Source organism: Mesorhizobium sp. M7A.F.Ca.US.007.01.2.1 (genome assembly GCF_003998165.1).
Lineage (GTDB): Bacteria > Pseudomonadota > Alphaproteobacteria > Rhizobiales > Rhizobiaceae > Mesorhizobium > Mesorhizobium ciceri.
This window is the reverse complement of the sequence record NZ_RZQP01000004.1, coordinates 1-25,182: the sequence shown is the minus strand read 5'-3', so window position 1 is coordinate 25,182 and position 25,182 is coordinate 1. Positions and strand designations below refer to the sequence as shown.

The 25,182-nt window shown below is 61.2% G+C and carries 21 protein-coding genes; 17 read left to right on the top strand and 4 right to left on the bottom strand.

Translation table 11 applies throughout. The features are described from left to right. The first annotated feature begins 7 nt into the window (after positions 1-7). The 4 genes from EN949_RS01305 to EN949_RS01290 are packed head-to-tail and all read left to right on the top strand — an operon-like array spanning position 8 to position 4,344. On the top strand, positions 8-1,027 hold the full coding sequence (locus EN949_RS01305) for a Gfo/Idh/MocA family oxidoreductase (protein ID WP_127365612.1): 1,020 nt from the start codon (positions 8-10) through the stop codon (positions 1,025-1,027). A gap of 13 nt (positions 1,028-1,040) precedes the next feature. Beyond that, positions 1,041-2,015 (top strand): ABC transporter permease, encoded by a 975-nt coding sequence (locus EN949_RS01300; RefSeq protein WP_127365611.1) that lies wholly within the window; start codon positions 1,041-1,043, stop codon positions 2,013-2,015. Continuing rightward, positions 2,012-2,818 carry a creatininase family protein gene (locus tag EN949_RS01295; protein WP_127365610.1) on the top strand — a complete coding sequence of 269 codons (807 nt, stop codon included), beginning with the start codon at positions 2,012-2,014 and terminating at the stop codon, positions 2,816-2,818. Before EN949_RS01300 ends, EN949_RS01295 begins: the two co-directional genes overlap by 4 nt. Beyond that, positions 2,818-4,344 (top strand): aldehyde dehydrogenase family protein, encoded by a 1,527-nt coding sequence (locus tag EN949_RS01290; RefSeq protein WP_127365609.1) that lies wholly within the window; start codon positions 2,818-2,820, stop codon positions 4,342-4,344. Before EN949_RS01295 ends, EN949_RS01290 begins: the two co-directional genes overlap by 1 nt. A gap of 65 nt (positions 4,345-4,409) precedes the next feature. Here EN949_RS01290 and EN949_RS01285 read toward each other — a convergent pair whose 3' ends face one another. Next, the gene (locus EN949_RS01285; protein ID WP_127365608.1) at positions 4,410-5,972 is read right to left on the bottom strand and encodes a GMC family oxidoreductase N-terminal domain-containing protein; all 1,563 of its coding nucleotides are present in this window, start codon (positions 5,970-5,972) and stop codon (positions 4,410-4,412) included. Between the two features lie 442 nt (positions 5,973-6,414). Here EN949_RS01285 and EN949_RS01280 point away from each other — a divergent pair, with 442 nt between their 5' ends. Beyond that, the gene (locus tag EN949_RS01280; protein ID WP_013530428.1) at positions 6,415-6,933 is read left to right on the top strand and encodes a ferritin-like domain-containing protein; all 519 of its coding nucleotides are present in this window, start codon (positions 6,415-6,417) and stop codon (positions 6,931-6,933) included. Positions 6,934-7,078: 145 nt separating this feature from the next. Here the strand turns inward: EN949_RS01280 and EN949_RS01275 are convergent, their stop codons facing one another. Then, a complete protein-coding gene (locus EN949_RS01275; protein WP_013530427.1) occupies positions 7,079-7,276 on the bottom strand; it encodes a hypothetical protein in 198 nt (65 codons plus the stop codon). Positions 7,277-8,100: 824 nt separating this feature from the next. Between EN949_RS01275 and EN949_RS01270 the strand changes: the two genes are divergently transcribed. The 5 genes from EN949_RS01270 to EN949_RS01250 all read left to right on the top strand — a co-directional run bounded on the left by EN949_RS01270 (position 8,101) and on the right by EN949_RS01250 (position 12,882). Then, on the top strand, positions 8,101-8,871 hold the full coding sequence (locus tag EN949_RS01270) for a hypothetical protein (protein WP_013530426.1): 771 nt from the start codon (positions 8,101-8,103) through the stop codon (positions 8,869-8,871). A 38-nt stretch (positions 8,872-8,909) separates the two neighbouring features. Further along, positions 8,910-9,608 (top strand): TIGR00730 family Rossman fold protein, encoded by a 699-nt coding sequence (locus EN949_RS01265; protein ID WP_063172726.1) that lies wholly within the window; start codon positions 8,910-8,912, stop codon positions 9,606-9,608. 138 nt (positions 9,609-9,746) lie between these two features. Beyond that, a complete protein-coding gene (locus EN949_RS01260) occupies positions 9,747-10,622 on the top strand; it encodes a DMT family transporter (RefSeq protein ID WP_164755109.1) in 876 nt (291 codons plus the stop codon). A 136-nt stretch (positions 10,623-10,758) separates the two neighbouring features. Further along, on the top strand, positions 10,759-12,426 hold the full coding sequence (locus EN949_RS01255; RefSeq protein WP_063168713.1) for a peroxidase family protein: 1,668 nt from the start codon (positions 10,759-10,761) through the stop codon (positions 12,424-12,426). Between the two features lie 54 nt (positions 12,427-12,480). Further along, complete coding sequence (locus tag EN949_RS01250; RefSeq protein ID WP_013530422.1) at positions 12,481-12,882, top strand: hypothetical protein; 402 nt, start codon at positions 12,481-12,483, stop codon at positions 12,880-12,882. Between the two features lie 35 nt (positions 12,883-12,917). Here EN949_RS01250 and EN949_RS01245 read toward each other — a convergent pair whose 3' ends face one another. Continuing rightward, the gene (locus tag EN949_RS01245) at positions 12,918-14,828 is read right to left on the bottom strand and encodes a hypothetical protein (protein ID WP_063168714.1); all 1,911 of its coding nucleotides are present in this window, start codon (positions 14,826-14,828) and stop codon (positions 12,918-12,920) included. Between the two features lie 165 nt (positions 14,829-14,993). On the opposite strand from EN949_RS01245, the gene EN949_RS01240 reads away from it, so the two are divergent. After that, positions 14,994-16,391 carry a YcaO-like family protein gene (locus EN949_RS01240; RefSeq protein ID WP_127371106.1) on the top strand — a complete coding sequence of 466 codons (1,398 nt, stop codon included), beginning with the start codon at positions 14,994-14,996 and terminating at the stop codon, positions 16,389-16,391. A gap of 397 nt (positions 16,392-16,788) precedes the next feature. Here the strand turns inward: EN949_RS01240 and EN949_RS01235 are convergent, their stop codons facing one another. Continuing rightward, positions 16,789-17,688 carry a LysR substrate-binding domain-containing protein gene (locus EN949_RS01235; protein WP_164747153.1) on the bottom strand — a complete coding sequence of 300 codons (900 nt, stop codon included), beginning with the start codon at positions 17,686-17,688 and terminating at the stop codon, positions 16,789-16,791. 140 nt (positions 17,689-17,828) lie between these two features. Between EN949_RS01235 and EN949_RS01230 the strand changes: the two genes are divergently transcribed. The 6 genes from EN949_RS01230 to EN949_RS01205 form a co-directional block, all read left to right on the top strand. Then, on the top strand, positions 17,829-18,869 hold the full coding sequence (locus tag EN949_RS01230; RefSeq protein WP_013530418.1) for an aromatic ring-hydroxylating dioxygenase subunit alpha: 1,041 nt from the start codon (positions 17,829-17,831) through the stop codon (positions 18,867-18,869). After that, positions 18,866-19,993 carry a 2Fe-2S iron-sulfur cluster-binding protein gene (locus tag EN949_RS01225; protein WP_127371263.1) on the top strand — a complete coding sequence of 376 codons (1,128 nt, stop codon included), beginning with the start codon at positions 18,866-18,868 and terminating at the stop codon, positions 19,991-19,993. Before EN949_RS01230 ends, EN949_RS01225 begins: the two co-directional genes overlap by 4 nt. Before the next feature lie 42 nt (positions 19,994-20,035). Next, on the top strand, positions 20,036-21,157 hold the full coding sequence (locus tag EN949_RS01220) for an aminotransferase class I/II-fold pyridoxal phosphate-dependent enzyme (protein ID WP_127367295.1): 1,122 nt from the start codon (positions 20,036-20,038) through the stop codon (positions 21,155-21,157). After that, the gene (locus tag EN949_RS01215) at positions 21,154-22,680 is read left to right on the top strand and encodes an FAD-binding oxidoreductase (protein WP_127367296.1); all 1,527 of its coding nucleotides are present in this window, start codon (positions 21,154-21,156) and stop codon (positions 22,678-22,680) included. The genes EN949_RS01220 and EN949_RS01215 overlap by 4 nt, the downstream gene beginning before the upstream one ends. Before the next feature lie 22 nt (positions 22,681-22,702). Further along, positions 22,703-24,712 carry a DUF2817 domain-containing protein gene (locus tag EN949_RS37050; protein ID WP_127371618.1) on the top strand — a complete coding sequence of 670 codons (2,010 nt, stop codon included), beginning with the start codon at positions 22,703-22,705 and terminating at the stop codon, positions 24,710-24,712. 71 nt (positions 24,713-24,783) lie between these two features. Continuing rightward, the coding region (locus EN949_RS01205) for a transporter substrate-binding domain-containing protein (RefSeq protein WP_127371617.1) at positions 24,784-25,182 on the top strand (399 nt) is incomplete at its 3' end.

Here is a 25,182-nt window from a genome sequence, read left to right as displayed (position 1 = left end):
GGACCCTTTGAGCAAATTGAAGATCGCCATCGTCGGTGCCGGCTACATGGGTCTCCTGCATGCGCAGGTGGTTGCCGAGAGCCCTGTCGCGGAACTATCGGCATTCGTTGATCCGAACGCTGCCTCGGGAAGCAAGGCCGCGTCCGATTTCGGCGTCCGGCATTTCACCGATGCCGCCGCCGCGCTGACTGCCAATGCCGCCGACGCCTACATAGTGGCGGCACCCGATACGCTGCATGAAGACGTCTGCCGCACTCTGCTCGATGCCGGCAAGCCGGTGCTGCTCGAAAAACCGATGGCTCATGATCTTTCCGCTGCCAAGGCGATTGCGAAAGCGGCGGAGAGAAACGGCGCGCGTCTGTTGGTCGGCCACATCCTGCGGTTCGACCCGCGCTATTGCGAAGCCGCGGCAGCGGTGAAATCCGGGCGGATCGGCGAGCCGATGCACGGCAGCAGCGGCCGGTTCACCAATCGCGAAGTCGGTCTTCGCATGAACGGAAATTCGAGCGTCTGCTTCTACCTCGGCGTGCATGACGTGGATGCGCTGCAATGGATCTCGGGTTCGGACATCATCGCCGTCTACTCCCGTCCGGTCGCCAAGCTCATGCCTTCGCTCGGGGTTCGATCCGAAGATGCGATCTTCTCCACCGTCGAGCTGTCGAACGGAATGAGCGGACAGCTCTACTTCGGCTGGACGCTGCCACCGACCATTCCGACCGGCATCTGGGCACGCACGGAAATCATCGGCACCGAAGGCATGATCGATCTCGACGTGCGCGACCACGGTCTACGCATCCTGTCGCATGGACGGTGGTCGCAACCCGACGCCTTGCACTGGCCGACCGTCCATGGCCGCATCACCGGGGATCTCTTCGAGGAGGTCCACCATTTCATTTCGGCGGTTCGCGACGAAACCCCTTTCGTGATGCCGGTCGGCGATGCCCTGCGCGCCGTCGCCGTCAATGATGCAATCCTGCGCAGCGTCAAATCAGGCCTGCGCGAACCGGTCGAAGATTGGCACATATGATGAGAGAACCCTCATGACCCGCCAACAGAACATCTGGTGCAGGCGCTTTCTCGACCTCTCGCCGTTAATCCTGCTGGTCATCCTGCTGGCGATCTTCGCACTCATTGACGCCCGCATCGTTTCAACCGCCAGCCTCGTCAACATCGTCGCCCAGGCGACTCCGATCGCCATACTGGCGCTTGGCGCCCTGATCGTTCTGCTGACGGCAGGCATCGACCTGTCCGCCGGCGTCGGCGTCGCCTTCTGTGCCGTCTTTATCGCCAGCCTGATCGACGGCGGCGCCGGCCTGCCGCTTGCCCTGCTCGTCGGCTTTGCCGTGATGGTGGTGATCGGCCTCGCGAACGGCGCCGTTATCGCACTGTTGAAGATACCGCCCTTCGTGACGACACTGGCCACAATGGTCGCGCTGCAGGGCGCAACGCTTGCAGTTGCCTCCAAGGGCGTCCTGATGCTGAAGGATCCGACGCTTCGCGCCGTCGGCATCGAGCGCAGCTTCGGCATTCCCAACGTCATCTTCGCAACGCTCCTGATCGTCGCTGTAGCAGCGATCCTGATGCGGCACAGCCGTTTCGGGCTGCGTACCTATGCGCTCGGGTCGGATGCCGGAGCCGCGGAACTTGCCGGCATCCCGGTGACGAAACACACGATTCTCGTCTATTGCGCCTCCAGTATCTTCGTCTTCCTGACGGCTGTGATCATGATCAGCCGGGTGCCTGTCGTGACGCCCAATATCGGCGGGACCTCGCTGCTCCTGGACGCGATCGCCGCGGCCGTGCTTGGCGGCACCAGCATTTTCGGCGGACGGGGAACGGTGTGGGGAGCGGTCGTCGGCGCCCTGATCGTCAGTCTGCTGACGACGGCGCTTCGGGTGTTCGGCACGGATCCTTCCAGCCTCGAACTCTACAAGGGGGCAATCATCATGGTCGCTCTCCTGGCCGATTCCGGCATGACCTACGCCAAGGCGCGGCTTGTCGAGGCAGCACGATGAACGAGCCAGTTCCGGCCTTGCCGATCCCGCCCAGGTGCAGCTTTGCGCTGATGACCTCGCCTGATACGGAAAAACACGCGACAGCGGGCGTGCATAAACCCGTCGCCATTCTGCCGCTCGGCGCTGTCGAGCAACATGGGCCGCATCTGCCGCTCGGCGTCGATTGCTGGCTTGCGGAAGCGGTTGCGCTCGCCGCGGCAGAAGGACAGGCCTCCATCCGTGTCGCCGAACCTGTCGCCTATGGCTCGTCCGAGCATCATCGCTCCTTCTCCGGCACCATGAGCCTCAGCCCGCAGATCTTCATCGCCGTTCTCGTCGATCTCTGCACCTGCCTTGCCGAAGACGGCTTCCTGCCGGTCATGCTGAACGGCCATGGCGGAAACCGCGCCGCCATCCAGGTGGCGATCACCACCCTTGGCAAGCGTGGCATCGTCACCGCGGGTTTCTCGTATTTCGATCTCATCGCCGACGTGGCGGCGCAGGCCCTGCCCGATGCCGCCACAGGCACCGGTCACGCTTGCGCGCTTGAAACGTCGTTGATGATGCATGTGCTTGGCGACAGCGTTCGCCGCGATCTCATCCCGCCAGGCGGCACTCCGCCATCCTGGCCGGATCCTCACCTTTACGCCGCGCCGGCCGTCACCGTCTGGCGCCGTTTCGAAGCCATCCGCGACAACGGCGTCATCGGCACGCCATCGCAGGCAAGCGCGGAGGCCGGCAGCAGACTTTTCATCGCAGCCGTGGAACGCAGCCGCGCCGCCATTTTGAACATCCAATCCGAATTCGGCCAAAGGAACGCATGATGACAGTCCATTTCAAATCTTCTCTCGAAGGCCCCAACCTGCGTGGCATGGCGATCGTCTCGGAGCCGGAAGCAGCCGCCCGCATCGGCATCAACCGCATCGGCGGCGAGTGGATTGCCGGCAGCTCGGGCAAATTCCTGAAAATCGATAGTCCTTCGACGGGCGAGCATCTCGGCTATCTCTCCCTTTCCACCCGCGCCGATGTCGGTCGCGCGGTGAAAGCCGCCGAAGGCGCACGCGGGACCATGCGCAAGATGGGAACCTTCGCACGCGCTCAATTGTGCATGCGCATCGCCGACGCGATCGACAGGCGCGCCGAAGAGCTTGCCCACCTGCTCTGCCTGGAACAGGGTAAGCCCTTCCACAGCGAGGCAAAGGCCGAAGCATCGGCGGCAGCTCTCGGTTTCCGCAATGCGGCAGAGCAGATGAAGTGGCTGGAGACGGCGGCGTTTCCCCTGGCCGATGCCAACAAGCGCGCCTTCAGCTTCCTGCAGCCGAAGGGCATCTTTGCCATCATCACGCCATGGAATTTCCCGCTCGCCCTGCCCTGCCTCTACTATCTCGGACCGGCCGTCGCAACGGGCAACACCGTTGTCTGGGTGCCGGCGCCGACGACATCGCTGATTGCCACGGCACTTGTCGAATGCTTCATCGAGGCGGGCTTGCCGGACGGCGCCATCAATCTCGTTCTGGGAGATGGTGCGGAGGTGGGCGACGAGGCCGTCGTTCATCCGGGGACCCATGCCATCGGCTTCACCGGCAGTTCCGCCACCGGCGCGACGATCGCCCGGCGTGGCGCGGGCAAGCCGCTTCTGCTCGAAATGGGCGGCAACGGCCCGACCATCGTGCTAGCCGATGCCGATATCGACATGGCCGCCGCCCAGGTGGGGGCCGGCTGCTTTGCCAATGCCGGGCAGATCTGCACGGCCACCGAACGCGTGCTGGTGCATAAATCCATCCATGACCGGTTTATCGAAGGTCTGGTGAAAGCGGCCGCGAAGGTGAAAATGGGCGACCCTTTCGATCCCGCGACGACGATGGGGCCGATCAACAATGCGGTCGCCGTCGACAAGGTGCTCAGCCACATTGCGGACGCCCGCGCTCGTGGCGCCGAGATCGTCACCGGCGGCAATGTGGCGTCGGGTTTTGCCACCAATCTCTATTTCGAGCCGTCGATCGTCACAGGACTGACCCGGGAAAGCCTGCTCAACGTCGAGGAATCCTTCGGGCCGGTTGCACCCGTGCTGACCTTCGAGACCGACGAGGAGGCGATGGAACTTGCGGCGTCCAGCCCTTACGGCCTGTCGGCCGCGGTCTTCACCAGCACCATCAAGAACGCCTTTGCCTTTGCTGAAAGCCTGAGGGTCGGCATCGTCAACATCAATGAGATGAGCTGCTATTGGGAACCGCATATTCCTGCCGGCGGCGCCGCTGGGACGCAGAGCGGCCTCGGCCGCACCGGGGGACGGCACACGCTGATGGAAATGTGCGACCTGAAGACGATTACCGTGGACGTCGCTCGCTGACATTCAAGACCCGCGCCTTTTGCGCGGGCCTCCCGTGCGACCGTATGCCGTTCGGCAGCAAGCTGTCAGATGGACCGGCGCAGGCTGTCGGCCATTTTCTCGCCAATCATGATCGAGGTCAGGTTGGTGTTTGCCTGGCAATCGAGCGGCATGATCGACGCATCGATAACCCGCAGCCCTTCAAAACCGTAGACCCGGCATTCCGGATCGACCACGGCCTCGCCGGGCCTCCCCATGCAACAGCCGCCGATCCCATGCTGCGCATCGGAAGACTGCGCCAGCAGGAAATTGTCGACCTCCTCGTCGCTTGCCGTTTCGAGCCATGACAAAGGCAGATCGGAATCCCCCAGCAGGACGCGCTCGGCGATCGCCTGGATCGGCGCCTGCCGGGCAATCTCGCCAAGGTGGCGATAGGCGATACGCATGCGCTGAATATCCATTGGATCGTCCAGCATGTTCTCTTCCACGATCGGCTGGTCGAAGGGATTGGCGGAACGCAACTGCACGGTGCCCCGGCTCTTGGCCTCCATCAGGATCAGATTGACCATGGCCTCGCCGAACTGGGCGCTGTCGGACTCCACGCCGATACCGCCATGGTTCATGGCGACGTAGAGAATGTCGTCGCGCTCGGCACCCGGCACGCCGGAACTCATCCGCACACAGCAGTTGGTATGCCGCGCGTCGACATCGGTCGCCTTGAATTCCGGCTTCAGCTTCAGTTCGATGCGGCAATAAGGATGGTCGAAGAAACCTTCGCCGACCGGCAGGTCGGCAAGCACCTCGATGTCCTTTCGATTCAAGAGAGCCGCCGGACCGATGCCCGAGCGCTGCAGGATGACTGGAGAGTGGATGGCGCCGGCCGAGACGATGACCAGCGGCGCCTCGAATTTGCGAACCTGACCGGCCACGATGGCCAAAACGCCGATCGCTTTCTTGCCATCGAAAAGCACCTTGTCCACTGTCGCCTGCCCGATGATGGTGAGGTTCGGCCGGTCGCGGGCAGCTTCCAGATAGCCGTCATTGACCGACACGCGCTTGCCGGCTCGACTGTTGATGGGATAGGTGCAAGCCCCTTCGGCATCCGGAGCATTGAGATCGTCATGCCAGGGATGGCCGAGGGCCATCGCGCTTTGGCGCATGGCCTTGTCGACGCTTCCCCAGCTTTCGACAGGCGCGCGGTAGATCGGAATCGGGCCATCGCTGCCGTGAAAATTAGCCGCGATCGGGTCATCCTCCAGCCGGCGGAAGAAGGGCAGCACGTCGGCTCCCGACCAGCCCTTGCATCCGATTTCCTCCCAGCGGTCGAAGGCATGGAGCACGCCGCGAATGGCAATCTGCCCATTGACGGCCGTCGAACCGCCAAGCCCCTTGCCGCGCCAGTAGACCCGATGCTCCTGCCGCTTGGTGCGGCGAGCCATCAGGTCGGGGTACATATATTGTTGCTGAAAATGATCGGGAAGCAGCAGGTTGAAGGGATTTGGACTCGCCATCTCGGCAGGTTGCTCGCCGCTCCGGTAGTCCGGCCCCGCTTCCAGCAAAAGCACGTTCGTGGCCGCATCTTCGGTGAGCCGGGCGGCAAGGACAGCCCCGGCTGCGCCGGCTCCGACAACGATGACATCAAAGGGCATGCCGCACTCCCTACATCCGACCAATGCACGGCTCACTCGACCGCGACATCATCTTTGATTTCATTGTGCACGATCATCTGCTGGCATTCAGGCTCGGCGACGGACGCCGGAACCGACCACCTTAGCCGCCGTTGCACGACAGCAAGATCATCATGATTTGTTTTATATGTAAATATGATTTCGTATATGAACCCATCGGAAGTATCTCTTTTCACCATCTACTCCATACAGCGCGACGAACCCCGGTGCTTTCCGTCCCCCCTGCCGGCGGCTCTCACACCGTCATCGTCCATCGCCTTTTGATGTCGATCGGCCCTCGATAAAAGCGGTGTTCGACGCGCTGCCCTTCCACGTCGCCCCCAGGGAACAACTGCTTCCATGGAAAGTTAGTCCATGGCTACACCGCCGGTGAGCTTTCACGACAATCCAAGGGAGACAAATCATGGCGACTGCAAAAAGAGCGACGACCAAGGGACTGGAGGCTTTGTTCCTCGATGGGCTGAAGGACATCTACTACGCTGAAAAGAAGATACTCAAGGCCTTGCCGAAGATGGCAAAGGGCGCCGAATCCGAGGAGGTGGCTGCGGCCTTCGAAAAACATCGCATGGAAACCGAAGGCCAGGTTGATCGGCTCGAGCAAGTGTTCGAACTTATGGACAAACCGGCGCGCGGCAAAACCTGTCCGGCGATCGACGGCATTCTTGAGGAAGGGTCGGAAATTCTCGACGAATACAAGGGCGACCCAGCCCTGGATGCTGGGCTGGTCGGCGCGGCACAGGCCGTCGAACATTATGAAATCGCGCGCTACGGCACGTTGGTCGCGTGGGCTGAACAGCTTGGCAAGAGCGACGTGGTCAAGCTCCTCAACGAGACATTGAAAGAGGAGGTCGCGACGGACGAAGCGCTTTCCGGGCTGGGCGAAGGCGGTGTCAATGAGCGCGCCCTGGAGCAAGCTGCCTGACTGGGCGTCCTGACTGAAGTCGCCCCGGCAAAGTCGCCGGGGCGACTTTCGCGACCCTAACCGCAGCGTCGTCGATAGCACCTCTTTCAGATGCAATCAGACCCACCCCGATACTTCGGGGTGGGTCTGCTGAAATCACCCGCGATCAGCGGTTTTTGTGACTTTGTTCGCCAGCTTTCACGTGCTGTTCGTGGGTTCCACCACGCATGCCGGATCCATCGCCCTGCTGCCGTTGACCACCACCAGCGGCCTGCTGTTGCTGACGGTTTTTATTGTCGGCATTCTTGTGGCTCTGCTGGCCTGCCTTCACATGCTGTTCGTGGCTACCACCTTGATTGGGCATTCTTCTTCTCCTTCACAATGCACGAGGCGACAACCGCCTCGATTGCCTAAGAAGAGTCAGGCGCGAACGTTCCCTTACGTAACATTTTGTGAAGACCCTCAGACAAGCCGGGCGTTCGAGGAGCTTGAGATGGATGCCGACCCGGAGAGCGTTGCGCCAACCTCGGGAGTAAGGTGCGTTGCACTGTCCCGCTGAATTGAAATGGGTGGTCTCGAAAGCTTGCTGGATAGCGAGATGCGCACCTTGCCACGCCGTTTATGCATTTGCGCGGAACGGTGGTGCTGTTCGCGTAGGCCGCATTGGGAGTCATCAGAGGTGCCATGAGAACGGCGATTGTCGAGATGGCGGTGAATGTTTTCGTCAAGCTGCGTAGCATGATCGAATTCCATCCTTGGATTCAGTTGAGGTTCAGGTTCGACCGCTCAGCCTTTTGCGGATGTCAGTCTGGCGTTGCGGCTGTGATGTTGGGCAACTCAGCGTAATTCAGCGTGAAATAACGATCATCGTTCCCCGGTGTCTTCGCATGATCGTCGAGAGATGATTTCCGGTCTTCGCGGCCCGTGCATCCGGATGGCTGTCAATGGAGGCTCGGCAGGCGATCCGCTTAGACAATGTCGTCGGCCAGGGCTGCAAGGCCCCGCCGACACAGAAGCTCGCCGCGGGATAAGGCTGGCCGAGGCAATTGAGAGAAGTAGATCAACCGTCACCTTGCAGGAACCGCCAATGCGATCTGCCTGTTAGCCTGGACGGACCCATTCCAGCGCAATTCACGTTGAGATCACGCGGAGCACTGCAAAGCATGCGTCATAAGGGAGGAACCCGACATGACGCTCAACATCAATAAGCCGCTGCGTGTAGCCCCAGTCGAAATTTCAGCTCGCGAAACAGCCTCATCCTTCACGGTTCGGTCTCCGCGCCTCCTTGCTTGGCGCAGCGCGTTAACGGCACGGATGTCTGGCCCTGGGGGAGCCTACAATGTCGGCAACCTCATTGGTCTTTGTCAGGGGATTACGGCGCAGATTCTCGTATCCGGCGATCTGAACCAACTCCTCTGGACAGGCGCGCCGGCCGCCATCAGCCATTATTTGACGGGCAATTTCGCTGCGATCGCAATGACCTCGGCGACGGCGATCTTCTTCGCCAGCGGCGAGATCTACCATCGCGCCTGGAACGGGCGTCTCAAGCCTAGGGAAAATCTCAACCGCCTGGGTGATTTCCTGTCCGGCGTTGGTGCCGGTTGCCTTGGCCTGGCCCTGTTTGAACTTGGCCATCCGTTGCTGGCGTTGACATCGGGCCTGCTTCATTCCGTTGGAAAATTCGGCAGTGCTTGCCACCGACCCGGTGTCCGGATCCTCAACTTGTCGGAATACGGCCCCGACCCGTTTCGCGTCATGGTCCTTCTCAGCCGGCTGCCGGCCCTCATCGCCGCCGGGACAGAACTCTGTGCATCGCTGTTCAAATTCGAAGTCGAACAGCCACAGCATTGGTCTACGCCCGCCAGCCTTCTCGTTTGTTACCTGCTCTGGTCCTGGGCTGACCTGCTTCTGTTCCGATCGAGCCAACCTCGCGCAGCCCGCGATCATTCCGCCGGCTGATCAAGCTTCGCTATTCCAACCTCATTTGGAGAGACACCATGTTTGGATCATCATCCGACAATTCCGCAGAACAGATCGGCCGCTCCTATCCCTTGCAGCGACGCATCGGCACGATCTGCGTTTTCGGCGGCGCCATGCTTGGCAACGATCCCGACCACGCCCGTTGCGCCACCATCCTTGGCGAGACGATAGCCGCAGCAGGTATTCGCCTGGTCTATGGCGGTGGCTGTGATGGCCTGATGGGCCAGGTGGCTATTGCCGCAGCAGAAGGGGGTGGAACCGTGATCGCGATCACCCCGCAGTTCCTGATCGAGCGGATGAGAATGCTATTATCGGGATGCCAGACGATTTCAGTTCCCGACATGAGTATCCGCAAACAGCTCATGTTTGACTACGCGGATGCATTTGTAGCCTTGCCTGGCGGCATCGGAACCGTTGAGGAACTGACCGAGGTCATGACGCTTCGCAAGCTGGAAAGGCACTGCAAGCCGCTGGTCCTGGCGAATTTCAAAGGCTTCTGGTCACCACTTCTCGGCGTCTTCGAGAGCATGTCCGAGGCTGGCTTCATGAACTCGTCAACTCGATGCACGCAAATGGTTTCGGCAACCCCGGAGGCCATCCTTCCGCTTCTTCAGCGCAGCGTCAGTTTCGAGCAGAACGAACCGCCAAAGCCCGTCCTGCTGCCCACCATCCCCGTCTTGCGCAGATCACATATATCGAGTGCTGGCCCCGGATAGATCGCGAACCAAAAGACGCGTTCTTCCGCGCAACACCAGCCACCTCGACGATGACGGGGTCCGTCGGCCCCGATCATCGCTTTCAAACCCGATCACAAACCGTTGGAGCCATTGCCCGCTGTGGTGATGCGATCAATCATGTCCAGATTCAAGGCAAATTCCTTGCTAATGCTTGCTGCGCTCATTTGGGGAGTGGGCAATGTGTCCCACAAGACCATACTGGCCCACCTCGATCCCATGGCGGTTGTTTTCCTGACCAGCGTGATCGCCGGACTGGTGACGTTGCCATTCGCGGTGCGGGAGCGCGACCCCGAAACCAACACCGGCTGGTTTCCAAGTGTGGCGAGAGTGGTTCTGCTTTTTGCCCTCGGCTGTGTGGTCCAGCAATTGTCCTATGTCAGCACGACGGTGACGAACTCGAGCCTCCTTATCAGCGCTTCCACTGTTATCACGCCGATCGCCGCGTGGCTGATCATGAGGGAGCGTCCAAGTGCACTGATCCTATTCGTCGCAATTCTGACGGTCGTGGGATCGGCTCTCCTGGCGGGCGGCTTCAATGGTTCGGCAACCGCCGGCGACGCTTTCGCCGTCCTGACTGCAATCTGTTTTGCAGTATGGACGGTCGAACTCGGGCGGCATGTGCAGGCACATGGCCACCCCTTCGCGACGGCGGCCGCACAGTTCATCGGCACGGCCGTTGCCACGCTACCTTTCGCCCTGCAGGGCACAATGACATTTCAGGCAATTATGGCAGCATGGCCAGAACTCATCATGCTTGGTGTGTTCTCGACCGCTGTCGGCTTTTGCCTGCAGACTTCTGCACAGCGCTACACCACTTCGTCCCATGCGGCGGTGATTTGCAGCGGAGAGGGTGTGTTCGCCGCCATTTCCGCTGCCGCTCTGCTTGGTGAACGGCTTTCGCCCGACGGGCTTCTGGGTGCGGGCGTCATTCTGTCCTGTGTGCTGTTCACCGCCGTCTCGGCGGGCCCGAAGCTCGATCCGTCAGTGTCATGATCGCCTCGGCAATGTCGCTCTGCTCTGGGGCCGCGCCATTCAGACCACCGACGGGCAAGTCTGTTTCTACTCCCGGATTCATGCCAAGCTACTCGCCTGGCCGCATTCATCCTTCTGGAAAACGAGGTCTACTTCGATGCTCCACGGCGAAACGTCCTCCTTCGAAGCCGCCAACATACCGAACCGGTCAAACCAGAATTCAGACGACGGCCTCAACGACAAGCCGACCTTGAGAGGCATCAGGCTCTTCCCGTCCCTGGCGGACATGCCGATCGCCTTGTTTGACGCAACCGAAGACGAGAGCGCCATCGACCGCACCAAGGCGGGCTTGCTGGACATCACGGCGGAAATGGTCGGCCCGACCGATGGACTTGAAGGCAGTGATCTCAGCCCTACACCAGCCGGCTTTACCTATTTCGGTCAATTCGTGTTCCATGACATCGTCTTCAGCCAAATATTCGGATTGCCCAAGCCGACAGGCAAAACCCATCATTTGAAGAACGCGTCCTCGCAAGGCCTTGACCTTTCGGGGCTCTATGGGCGGGGGCCAATCGTCGACGCCCATCTCTACGATGTTGCGGATGGGGCGGACCTGTCGGCTTGCCGCTTTCCGATCGGCTTGCCTTGCATGAAAGGCAGTATGCTTCCGGTCGACGGTAAGACCATGCAAGGCCGTGATTTGCCGCGCATCGACTTCTCGGGCAAGTTTATCAGTGTCGAGGGTCGGCGATCGCCTTATCGGCCCTTGGTGGCGGATCCGCGAAACGACGACAATCTTGTCCTGTCGCAACTGCTCTGCACACTCATGGGCATCCACAACAGGATCGTGGATCTGCTGCTTGGCATCGGCACCGACCCAGCAGAAGCTTACAAGCGTGCCAGGATCTATCTGACCTCGGTTTACCGCACTGTGATCATCAACGACTATCTGAGAAAAGTTCTGGCTCCGGAAATATGGGACCATTTTTTCGCCAGTGACGATTTTCTTGGCGCCGGAGTCTCGGCACTTGAGACTTTCAATGCGCTGCCTTTGGAATTCACCTTCGGTGCGTCGCGCTTTGCCCACGCCATGGTCCGGCAGTTCTATGTCGTGAACGACAGGTCGGTCGAAGAACCAGCCAATCTGCGCAAAATGCTGTCCTTTTCCAGCCTGCGCCCGGGTGGGGAGATTCCAATACCCGAGAACTGGATTGTCGACTGGAACCGGTTTGCCTCAGCCGACCCCCCGTCGAAAGCTCAAAGTGCCCGGCGCATAGGACCATTCCTGTCGAAAGAACTGACGATTGCCGGCCTGAGTGCGGAATTGAACGGCACAGTCCGGCCGGTTGCCTTCATGGATTGCTGGCGCTGTTACGACCTTGGTTTGCCATCCGGGCAGGACGTGGCCGGTGCGGTGAAGACCGCCCTGGGCGACAACAGTATCGATGTGCCGGTCCTGACGGGCAATGACATGCTTCCCACGGCCGCCTGCGCCAAACGTTACGTCTACAACGCCGGCCGACTTCGGGCCGCTTTGCAACGGTACCCGGAGTTCCTGAGGCAAACACCTCTCTCCTACTATATCATCCAGGAGGCGTCCGTTCTTGGTAATGACGGCAGCCATCTTGGCCCAGTTGGCTCCTATGTGGTGGCCGCCACGATCGCATCCGCACTGTTCAAGGCTGCCGATACGGATATCACCTCTCGCAGGCTCATTCCGGACGTAGAGCCAAAAACGCTGGCAGGACTGCTCGATCTCAATGATACTGCGAAGGTATCGGATGAAGTGCTTGGCGGCCTGCTCGGCAGTCAGGGTTTTCAATAGCGCTGATAACGGCAGCGCTACAGTGCTCAATCTGGTTTAGCGGGGAAAGTGGACATGGTGAAGTTCAAAGATGTGCAGTTCGAGGCGCTTGGCGAATTCATCCGAGACCTGATCAAGGATCCGGCCAAGCAAGCGATCTTCAGAAGTGGAGATCAGGAGGCGATGAAGGACCTGCTGCGTGGGTTCATGACGCCCAGGGACAAAACCTGGGAGGAGATCACCATCCAACCATACTTCGACCAAGACCTGATCGTGAACATCGCCTTTCCCTTCACCGGCGACGTCGAGCAAACGATCGCCACCATTGCGCCGGCGGATGGACCCGGTGAGGACTATACATTTCCCGATCACTACAATCTCGACCCGAACGCCGGCCCGCCCGATCAAATAAAGAAAAACCGTTTGAGCGCATATCATAAGCGCCTCGGCGACTACGTGATGTCACGCTGCAAGTGAAACCCGGCGCAATTGCGAGCAACGGTTCGGCCGTGTCAGCCCGACTGGGCTGCCAATTCGATGCCACGGGCCAGCTTCTCCTGATCGACTGGTAACCGGATCGGAAAAGCGGTCTTGAACCACTCCACGGCGACAGCGCGGTCAAGCCTACCCGGCCCTTGCCACGCCGCCGTTAGGTTGCGTAGAAAACGTCTGAACTCATCCCCGGCCTCGCGGTTGCGTTTCAGCAACGCAAGTGCCGCCGCCGACCAGCCGTGGATGTCGGCGAACAGTTGATCGCTCTTGACCGCAGCGGCCACGCACCCCTCCAGATCATTGGCGAGAAAGGCAATGGTCGCCTGGTAGCCATGATAGTGAGCGTCGGGCATGGGATTGAGGTCGAAACTGCGCTTCGAAAGCTCCGATGCCCGTTGATGATCACCCATGAAGGAGCTGGCCAGCGCGTAGGCGATCAACGTCGCGGGGTTCCCGGCATTTTGCTCATGTGCAAGGCTGAAGTGAAAATCGGCCAGCTCCCAGCGTCGCGCCAGAAGGTGGCTCCAGGCCAGATTTACCTGGTTGCGGTGGTCGAATGGGTCGAGCAGGACCGAACGCTTGGCCAGTTCGAATGCGCGCTTTAGATCCTGCTCGATCGACGATGCACCCGGAACGACGATCCAACGCGAGTTGAGCACCGCAGCGAGGCTGGAATAGGCGCAGGACAGATCGGGATCAAGCCGGATGGCTTCCTCGTAGCGGGCGATGGCAGCTTCTTCGGTGTCCTTTCGCCACATGATCGAAAGCCGCTGTCCGTCCAGCCAGCAATCATAGGCCGAGAAATGGTTCGGGGAAGCTTGCGATATGCGATGCAGCCTGGCACTGGACAAGGCAATCTGCAGGCGCGCGGAAAAGCGTGCGCAAACTTCATTGAAGGCCGAGCGCCAGGAAGACGGATCCGACGGAACGGTGAGAACGAAGGCTTCTCCTTCTTGCAGGAAGTCATAGCAGGTAATTTGGAACACTGCTGGTCCATCCGTGTCGATCAGACGGATGAGGACGCCGATATCCACGTGTTCGCCTGCCGCCTGATGCATCTGATCCAGTGAGAATTCACCGGCTTGCAACTCCGTTGACACGGCTGTCCAATGCCTAAATCGGGAAATCGAAGCCAGAAGCTCTGTCGCCAAGGCAAATTGCAGGTGTTCGTTCTCTGCTTCGCGCCTGGCAATGATGATGGCGATTGTCGGCTTCCCTGGGATGCGGCTGTCGTGATCGCTTTGCGCAAGGTCGGGGTCAGCCGCCCGCTTTTCACCGTCGTTGCCCGGCTTGAGCGCCTCTAGAAGGTGGAGGATTTCTGCCGGTGGTCGCAGATCCATGTCCGCTTTGAGTTCGGCCGCGTAGCGGTCGAAGAACGCTAGGGCGCGGGCATAACCGCTTTCCTCACAAACCCTCCGAATGGTCTCCACCACGGCATCGTCGAAAAACGGATCAAGTTGCAGGATGCACGCAGCGATGGATTTGCGCTGTCTCGGGTCTGTCTCGGCCGCCAGCCAGGCTGCGAGCCGTGTCACCAGCCTGTCGGTTATCATCGTCGACTGCATTCTCAGCCAGTTGTCGAAGACAGGATCGCAATCGTCCAACCCGGCGCAAAGTCCATCCCTGGCTTTGGCCAGCAGGAGCAGCGCACCGTCATAATTGCGGTCGTCGAGCGCACGTTCAAGCTCATCGATGTCGGAACGGATTGCAGTCGGATCGATTCCCAGGACGAGCTTGTCGACCGCGAGGTAATTAAGCCTGGTCTCGCTTGCCAGGCGTCGGAGATCCTTTATGCACTGGCGCAGTGATCCGCGCGCATGCTCCTCGTCCTGCTCGCTCCAAAGCAATGCCGCCAGTCGCCCGCGCGTCTCGCGTGACCTGCCGCTCAGTAACAGATAGGCGAGAATCGCGCAGGCCTTCCGCTTGCCCAACGAGAACGTCTCCGAGCCCTTGCGAAGCTCGAAACCGCCGATTAGCCTAATCGCCAGACCGTCTGTGGAAATTGTCAACTCCGCCGGCTATCGTCTCGGTCGCCAACGGGCGCCCACCGCTTACCCTACGTAAACAGCAGAAGCCAAGATATTGAAAGAGCCAACATGCTGTTGCGCGGGTCGCATTGGACAACGCTTGCTCTGCTGATGCATCACGACCGGCCGATGACGGTGAACCAAGACGACCCGACCTGGGACCGCCAGTCGAGTGAAGATGATTTGGATGTTTTGGAGAATCTGGCTGCGACCCTTGTCGCTGCGCCCGAGAATGGGCTGCCCCTTTTGCACTTCGCGACACGCTACGACATTGGCGTTGAAGTGTTCGATGTTCCGGGTGGATTCCTGGCTATGTCCAACATTGCTCCATTCGAAGGGAATGAGAAACGATTCACGGCAAGTGGCAAAGGCTTTGATGCCGGCACGGCCGTGCTGTCTTGCCTCGGAGAGGCCGCGGAGATTTCCAGCTGGGCCTGCAGAGCCGAAGACGTCACGGCGTCAGCACGCATCGGCTCTCCAGGCGATGGAATGAGGATCGATGCGATTCAGGTGTTGGGCTTTTCGCTGGAACAGATCCGACATCGCGATCGGCTCAACAGAGTGTGGCGTGGCTGGGACAGTATCCCTTCAACGGATCATCTGAACAATCCCCAGCTATGGGCGTCCGTTCGCAGCTTCCATGACGATAGGGTCGCGCTTTGTCCGGCGTTTCTCTGCTATGGCCGCTTTGGTGACGTCGCATATGGCGATTGCAGCTTGAACGTCGACACCAATGGTTGCGCCGCTGGCACAACGCGGGCCGATGCAAGAACCCGCGCCTTGCTTGAACTCGTCGAACGAGACGCCACAGGGATATGGTGGCACCGAGGCTCCCTGAGAAAGCGGCTGGATATCGCGCGGCTTGATGACCAAGGCTTGGCGTCTCACATCCAGCAGCATCGCCAAGAAACGGGACGCAGGCTCTGGCTTCTCGATATCTCTTCCTTCCGCACGGCCATCGTGACGGCGGCGATCAGCTGCGAAGACAGTGGCGAGCATATGGCGGTGGGTTTCGGGTGCAGCTTCGATATGGTTGCTGCCGCCCGGTCCGCGTTTTTGGAATTGATACAATCCGAAGCTGCAATGCAGGCCCATGCCGAAAGGGCAGAACGGCCCCGTAATAAAACGATGAGCGATGACGATTGTCGGATGACCCGCTGGAAGCGTTTCGCTGACGTGCGCAACTTTCGTTTCGCCATCGGCAAGCCTGCCGACGGCCTGGAAAGCGCTGGCGAAAGCAACGTCACCGACCTGCTGAATGAAATCGGCGAAGTTTGTGGTTCGCAGGTCTGGTTCGCCGATCTTTCGCGATCCGAGATTGGTATCCCCGTTGCAAAGGCGATCTGCGAGGGATTATCCCATTTCAAAGCGCGCTGGGGCTGCCACCGAAACGCCGCACCTTCCATCGCAAGTGATTCGAGCAAAACAGCAGGCCGCCTCTCGCAGGCCAGAAAACTTTTGATCTAATTGTTACAGGCAATGACGACACGGGCACGTTGGAGACCCGTCGCCGGTTACAGGACGCTGATGAGGAAGCCGGCGTTACGATGGTGGGCGGGGCCAGGACTTCGTGTACGTCGGGATTTGCTCAAGCAGGGGCTCCGAGTTCGCCGGGATCTCGTACAGCAGGGAAGTTGAGTGAACCCCTGTTGACTTGAGGGCGCGAACGCTGCTGTTTTGGGTCGCAAAGCCGCCCGACGGCTAGCGGTGCAAGAAGGGCGAAAAAAGACTTTTGTCGAGATATCTAGGGCAAACTGAAGCAATCCGTGGGACCGCACACCGCCGACCAATGTCTGGATCTCTTAAGACGCTGGTGCGCGCGAACTTGGCAGATGCAGACTTATGTCTCCAGATCGGTGTTCGACTATCCTGCTAAGGTTGCGCCCAGTCGCTTGGAAATCGAAACAATCCAGGCTCGCAGCTCAGGACCAAAAGGCTTTTCAAGAATGGCCCGATCCCAAGCCAAAAAATAAGGTTCCGGCAGCCTGATCCGCTTGTCGAACGGGGCGACGAGCCTGCCCGACGCGATATCGTCGGCAGCCATCGACAGTTGCGCCAGCACAAAGCCCCTTCCGTTGGCCGCCGCATCGATCGCCGCGCTCGACAGGGAAAAGGCCACTTCGCCGGATGTTCTGCGGTGCACCGCGCCGATGCTTGCGGCCCATTCCGCCCATGTCGGCGGCGAGCGGTGATCGCGGGCCCATTCGATGCTGAGAAGCGGCAGATCGAGAATATCGGCGGGCTTGCCGACCGGATGTTTCGCCAGCAGCGTCGGCGAGCAGGCCGGCACCACCCAGTCGGTGAACAGTTCGGTGTAGTGCTCGAAATCACGATATTTCGTGCCGTACGAAATACGGAAGTCAACTTGTTCGGCGCCCAGCCTTGGCTCCGTCTCGGCGCCCACCAGCCGCACGGTCGCGCCGGGGTGGTCGACCTGCCAATCCAGGAGCTGCGGGCCGATCCATTTGCTGGCCAACGACGGCAGGCAGGAGATGGTCAAAGTGTCCGCGGACCGGGCCTGTTCGATGAGATCCTGGGCGTCGCGAATGTGTTCGAAGCCGACGGCAACCGCTGCGTGGTAAACGCGGCCCAGCGCGGTAAGGGCGACACTCCTGCCGCGCCGTTCCAAAAGCCGCGCCTCCAGGGCGTCTTCGGCCTTGCGGATCTGCTGGCTGACCGCGCCGACGGAGACGCCGAGTTCGTTGGCGGCCGCCGTCACACTGCCACGCCTCCCGAAAGCCTCGAAGGCCTGTATCGCACGCAGTGGGGGCGTCTTCTTCACCTGGGCAACGATCCTGGGGGCAGCTTGATTTAGTTTTTCTAAAATAGAACGCAGATGCAAGCCCTATGTCGTCCCAGGCCCGCAAGATATTCGTTTAGGCGTCACAAGCTCGGGAGGACGCCATGTTTCTTCGAAACTGCTGGTACGTTGCCGCATGGGACCATGAGGTCGCCGACAGGCTGGTGCCGACCCGGATACTTGGCGAGGATATTGTCCTCTACCGCCGGACCGATGGCGTGGTGGCGGCGCTCGAGGATGCCTGTCCCCACCGCAAGCTGCCGCTGTCCATGGGCCGCATCAAGGGCGACACTGTCGAATGCGGCTATCACGGGCTGACCTTCGACAGCACCGGAACCTGTACGCGCGTGCCCGGTGCTGAAAAGATACCGCATGTGGCATGCGTTCGTTCCTATCCGATCGCCGAACGTTACGGGCTGCTGTGGATATGGATGGGCGAAGCGGCAAAGGCCGACCCCGCGCTGATTTTCGCGGTCGACCACTGGGGCGATCCGGCATGGGGCGTCAATCGCGGCGAGTCCATGGCGCTCGATTGCAACTACCTCTACATGACCGACAACCTGCTCGACCCCTCGCATGTGTCTTGGGTCCACCAGTCCTCCTTCGGCGGCGTTCAGGCGATGGAGGATGCGCCACTCGAAACCACCGTAGGCGCGGACGGCGTGACCGTGTGGCGCTGGGTGGTCGATGCCGCGCCGGCGCCCTTCTATGCGCCTTTCCTCAAATTCTCAGGCAATTGCGACCGCAAGCAGCACTACGAAGTGCGCTACCCCTCCAACGCCATCATCAAGGCGATCTTCGTGCCGGCCCGCACGGGCGGCGAGGGCAAGCCGCTGCACGAGGACGTGTTCCTCATGGACAGCTACAACTTCATGACGCCGGTCGATGAGAACCAGACGAAATATTACTGGTTCCAGATGCGCAATTTCGCCCCCGACGATTTGGAGGTTTCCCGCCAGTTCGCCACCTCTGTGCGCGGCGCCTTCGACGAGGACCGCACCGTGCTCAATGCCGTGCACAAGGGCATGGCAAACAAGCGCACGCCCAATCTCGATCTGAAGATAGATGTCGGACCGCTGCGCTTTCGCCGGAACCTGGCCAAGCTGATTGCCAGCGAGAGCCAGCAATTGGCAGCTGCCGAATGAATGCATTCACCGCTCGCGACACCATCGCAAGAAGCGGATTTCGCGACCTGAAAGTGGTCGCGAAGGTGCGCGAAAGCGCCCTCATCACTTCATTCCATATCGAGCCGGTCGATCCACAGGACTGGCGCGACTTCCAGCCGGGCCAGTTCCTGGTGTTCCGGATTCCGGTAGCGCGGGAGGCCGCCGGCGAAAGGGGATATGTGCTGCGCAACTACAGTATCTCCTGTTCCCCAGACAGCGCTTCCTATCGGATCAGCGTGAAGCGTGAGGCAGCACCCGGGCCGGGGCTTCCCGATGGGATAAGCTCGTGCTTCCTGCATGACCGTATCGACGTCGGTGATGTGCTTCAGGCGGAAGGGCCGCGCGGCGATTTCGTGCTCGACAAGGCCAGCAACCGTCCAGTCGTGCTGCTCAGCGGCGGCGTCGGGCTGACGCCGATGGTGTCGATGCTGCATGCGTTGGCTTCGTTGCCGGACCGCCGTGCCGTCTTCATTCACGCCTGCGACAACGGCGATGTGCATGCCTTGCGCGATGAAGTGTCCGGCCTGGTCTCGACCCGTCCCGGCCTGACCGCACACTTCTGCTACCGGCACCCGTCCGAGCGCGACAAGGCCGAGCAGCGCTTCCATAGCGAAGGCATGATTTCGCGGGACGTGCTGCAGCATTTGCTGCCGATCGATGACTATGATTTCTACCTCTGTGGCCCGCCGCCGTTCATGCAGGCGATCTACGTCATGCTGCGCGAGCTTGGCGCGCCAAGCTATCGCATTGCCTACGAATTCTTCGGCCCGGCGACGGTGCTTGAGCCCGATGCAGTGCGAGTTCCCGCGGTTCCAGCGCAGCCGGCAAGGATCGAGCCGGCCGGGGAAGCGACAACCGTGGAATTTCGGAAGTCGGGCCTGACGGCCGTCTGGGATGGCTCGGCCGTATCGTTGCTCGACTTCGCCGAGAACCAAGGTCTGTTGCCGGAATTCAGCTGCCGGGCCGGCATCTGCGGCACATGCAAGTCGCGGCTGATCTCGGGCGACATCGCCTATTTCGAGGAACCGCTGGACGAGCTTGGAAGCGGCGAAGTGCTGTTGTGCTGCTCCAAGCCGCGCGGATCAGTCGTCCTCGATATTTGACAAGATTGCCGCGCGTGGGCGCGGGGAAACGGAAGTCGGGATTTGGAACAGTCGGTCAAACCAGCGTCGAGCCTGCCGCTCAATCCGCATATCGCCGCCTTGCCGCCCTACAATGCCGGCATGAACATCTCGATGGCGCGGGCGCTGAGTGGCCGCAACGATGTCGCCCGGCTGGCCAGCAACGAGAACCCGGATGGGTGTTCTCCCGCCGTCATGGCCGCATTGGCCTCCTCATCCTTCGAGCCATGGCGCTATGCCGATCCGGCCTGCACGGCGCTGCGGGCGGCGCTTGGCGAAAAACTGGCGATCGATCCTGGCATGATCGTTGCCGGCAATGGTTCCGAGGAGATGATCGCCGCCATCTCGCGCGCCGTCCTGGTGCCGGGCGCCTCGGTCGTCACCACGGTGCCGAGCTTCGGGCTGCATGAGATAGAGCCGCTGGCTGCCGGTGCCGATGTCGTCAAGATTGCGATGATACCCGAGATGGGGTTCGATCTTGCCGCGCTCGAAGCGGCGATCGCCGTTGGGCCACGGATCGTTTTCATATCCTCGCCGTGGAATCCGGTCGGGCCGGGTCTCGACCACGCTGGCCTGCGACGGCTGATCGGCGCCGTGCGGCCCGGCACGCTTCTTGTCCTGGACGAGGCCTATTTCGAATTCGCCGATCCCGGCGCGCCCGACGGCATCGAGGTCCTGCGCAACAGCAGCATCGACCATGTCGTGCTGCGCACATTTTCGAAGGCTTATGGCCTGGCGGGGCTGCGCGTTGGCTATGCCGTTTGTTCGGGCTTCGAACTGGCAAGAGTGATCGCGGCCGCCAAGACGCCGTTCAACGTCAATGCGGCAGCACAGGTCGCCGCTATTGCGGCACTGGCCGACGAAAGCTGGATGAAGGCGTCGGCGGGCCGCGTCAGAGCCGAGCGCGTGCGCACCGCCGCCGCACTTAAGGGCCTTGGTTTCCGGGTTGCCCAGTCGCAGACAAACTTCCTGTTCTTCGACTGCAAGGGCGACAGCTCCAGCGTTGCCGCCGGTCTCCTGAAGCAGGGGATCATCGTCAAGGCGTGGCGCGAAACCGGCTACGAGCACTATCTGCGCGCCACCATCGGCTTGCCGGCCGACAACGACCGGCTGATCACGGCGCTTCAGGGATTGGCGGGGCGATGAGCGGCCACGCGTCTCCCAGGCAAACGAACTGGATCGAGCAAGCGGTGCCGTTGTCGGTTGTCGACGCGATCCGCCATGTCGTTGGCGCCTCGAATGTGCGGACCGGTGATGATGCCCGGGCGATCGACCTTGGTTCGAACGGGACGGATTGCGCCGCCGGCATCGTCGTTGCGCCTTCATCGACCGGTGAGGTCGCGGCGGTGGTGCGCATCTGCAGCCAAAATGAGATTCCGATCGTGCCGCAGGGCGGGCGGACCGGCCTGGTCGGCGGAAGTGTCTCGCGGCCGGGCGACATCGTTCTTTCCCTGGCACGCATGAACCGGATCGAGCGGCTCGATCCGGTCGAGCGCGTGGCGGTCGTCGGTGCCGGTGTTACCCTCGAAGCTTTGCAGTCTGCCGCATTTGAGCACCGGCTGGAGCCCGGTATCGATCTTGCCGCGCGCGGTTCGGCGACGATCGGCGGCATGGTGTCCACGAATGCGGGTGGCGTGATGGCCTTTCGCAACGGGGTCATGCGCCACCGCGTCCTTGGCCTGGAGGCCGTGCTGGCCGACGGATCGGTCTATTCCGATCTGACGCGGGTGGTGAAGAATTCCGCCGGCTACGATCTGAAGCATCTCTTCATCGGTGCGGAGGGCACGCTTGGCATCGTGACCCGCGTGGTCGTCAAGCTCGACCCTTCGCCCCGAGCCACCGCCACCGCGCTTTTCGGGCTGCCGTCTGTCGAAGCGGCGCTGCAAGTCATTCATCTGGCGCTTGAATCGGATACCGGAGTTTTGCGCGCGGCGGAGGCGATGTGGACCTCGTATTTCAGCCTGGCCGCAGCCGCGCATGAATGGTCCGAACCGAGCGTGCCGCTCGACCAGACACTGTTCCTGCTGCTGTCGCTTGGCGGCGCGCGCGAAGAGGCGCTGCGCGAAGATTTCGAGCGTATCTATTCGGAAGTGATGGAGCGCTATCCTGAAGCCACCGGCATCATTGCCGGCTCGCGGCGGCAAGAGGAAGACCTGTGGCGGTTGCGCGAAGACACCGGCGTGCTCTATCGCGCCCATCCCCAAGCGCCTTCCTTCGACGTGTCGGTGCCTCTGTCGGAAATTCCGGCCTATCTCGACAGAATCCTGCCCCGGCTCGCAGCGATCGAACCGGGTCTGGCGCCCTATGTCTTCGGTCACCTGGCCGATGGAAACCTGCATATCATCCTCAACCGTCAGGGTCCGCTGGCGCCTGACGTAGCGGAGGCTGCCGAGAGCGTCCTGTACCAACAACTGCGGGAGATTGGCGGTTCTTTTTCCGCCGAGCACGGTGTTGGGTCCAAGCGCATCCATTCGTTGCTGGCGACGATTGACCCGACGAAGCTCGCCGCGATGGAGCGGGTGAAACGAGCGCTGGACGATCAGTCGATCATGAACCCCGACAAGGTGCTTCCCTCCGACGCCTGGTTTGTCCGGTCCTCCAGGCCGCTCCTTTCCGGCAATGAGCGCCGATTGCCACCTCAGAACACGAGCGATCACAACGATGAATAGCCCCACGGTGGAACGACAGGGAATGAACGGATTGACCGCAGCTGCCAGCGATCCGGTGGGATCGACCGTGCGCCATGATGAGCCAGCCCCAACCTATGCCTGTGATTTCGCCATCCTTCGCAGGAGATTTCGCGAAGCCGCCGAGCGGGCCGGCGCGGAACTGTCTGAATATGTTCATCCGCTGAACGGCCCGGATGGCGAGACGCTGGCGACGGATGTGGCGCTGCTTGGCCGCCGCGATGCGCGCAAGCTGATCGTGCTCATCTCCGGTACGCATGGTGTCGAGGGCCCGTTCGGCTCGACTTGCCAGACCGCCTGGCTCGGCCAGAAGCACCTGCGGCGCCTGCCCGGCGACACAGCCATCCTTGCCATCCACCTCATCAATCCCTGGGGTACGGCTTGGTCGCGGCGCGTCAACGAGGACAATGTCGACCTCAACCGCAACTTCATCGACTGGTCTTCAAGTGCTCCCGTCAACAACGGTTATGCCGGCCTGCACGACGCCATGGCGTATCGCGAGTGGGAGGGACCGGACCGCATAGCGGCCGACGAGAAGCTCGCCGTGGCGCGCAAAAGGCTTGGGCATGCCGGGCTGGCGGCGATCGTCGAAGCCGGCCAGTATGAGTTCGCCGACGGCATGTTCTACGGCGGTGGCGGCCCGGTCTGGTCGAACCGCACCTTGAACGAAATTCTGAAGACCTTTGCCGGCGCGGCGCGCCAGGCCATCGTCTTCGACCTGCATACCGGCGCCGGGCCTTACGGTTATCCGGCTCTGCTTTCTGTGGCGAGTTCCGAGCATGACGGCCTTGCCTGGGGCAAATCCATCTTCGGGCCGGCGCTGGCGACAGTCCTGACAGGCCAGGGCGCCAAGACCGATACCGGCATCGCGGCGACGGCGACCGGCTATGTCTCCGATGCCGTCCGCAAGGCAATGCCGAACGCGCGCGTGCTGCCGCTTGTCGTTGAATGCGGCACGTTGGATGGGCCGGCTGTCATGGAAGCGGTGCAGGCCGACAACTGGCTGCATCTGTTCGGCAAGCTCGATTCGCCGTTGGGCAAGCGGATCCGCGACACCCTGCGTTGCGCCTTCATCCCGGATGACCCAGACTGGCAACGCACCTGCCTGTCCAGCAGCCTGCGCTATTTCGATCGTGCGCTGGCGGACCTGCGAACCGTCGAGATAACCCAGGACACCAGCAGCGAACAGACGCCGCCAACCCTTCCTGCCGTCGCGGCCGATCCGGCGCCCGCTGACAAGGCAACGATCACCACGCCGGCCGTGCAGATCGACGAGCTTCACAAGAGCTTCGGCTCGCTTTTGGTGTTGAAGGGCGTCAATCTCACCGCCCATGCCGGTGAGGTCATTTCCATGATCGGCTCGTCGGGCTCGGGCAAGAGCACGTTCCTGCGTTGCATCAATCTTCTGGAGCAGCCGGATGGCGGCAAGGTCGCCATCGATGGCGAGGTGATCAAGATGAAGCCGCTGTCGAGCGGCCGTCTTGGGCCAGCCGACATGGCGCAGGTCGAACGCATCCGCGCCCGCGTCGGCATGGTGTTCCAGAACTTCAATCTGTGGCCGCACATGACGGTGGCGGAGAACATCATCGAAGCGCCCCGGCACGTCTTGAAGGAGCCCCGCGAGAAGGCCATCGAACATGCGCACGCCTTGTTGAAGAAGGTCGGGCTCGCCGACAAGCACGCTCATTATCCGGGCCAGTTATCAGGCGGCCAGCAGCAACGCGCCGCGATCGCCCGAACGCTCGCGATGCGTCCCAAAGTCATCCTCTTCGACGAACCGACATCGGCGCTCGATCCCGAGTTGGTCGGCGAGGTGCTGCGCGTGATCCGTCAACTGGCGGAGGAAGGCAACACCATGATCCTCGTAACGCACGAGATGCAGTTCGCGCGCGAGGTCTCCCACAAGGTTCTGTTTCTCCACGAGGGAAAGGTGGAGGAAGAGGGTGCGCCCGCGGAGCTGTTCGGCAACCCGCGCTCGGAGCGTCTGCGCCAATTCCTGGCTCGGACACTGTGAGGGAAGCATTCTCGAAGCGTCCGGTTCGCACCGGACAACGGCAATGAAGACCAACAACAAGGGGAACTGATATGAAACTGAAAGTCTTGACGCTGCTCGCATGTCTCGCGGGAAGCATGGGAAGCGCATTGGCGGCCGAAGGCGAGCTGTCCATCGGAACGGAAGGCGCCTACCCGCCATGGAGCATGTCCGACGCCAGTGGCAACGTCACCGGTTTCGACGCCGATGTTGGCGCGTTGCTGTGCACCAAACTCGCGGTGACCTGCCATTTTGTCGTGCAGGCGTTCGACGGGTTGATCCCGGCGCTGAAGGCCAAGCGCTTCGACGTCATCATCTCGGGCATGTCGATCACCGCCGATCGCAAGAAGGAGATCAATTTCAGCGTCGGCTATGCCGAACTGGCCAACATGTTCGTCGCGGCCAAGGGGTCTGATCTGGCCGCGATCACCGACGTCGACACGCTGCTGAAG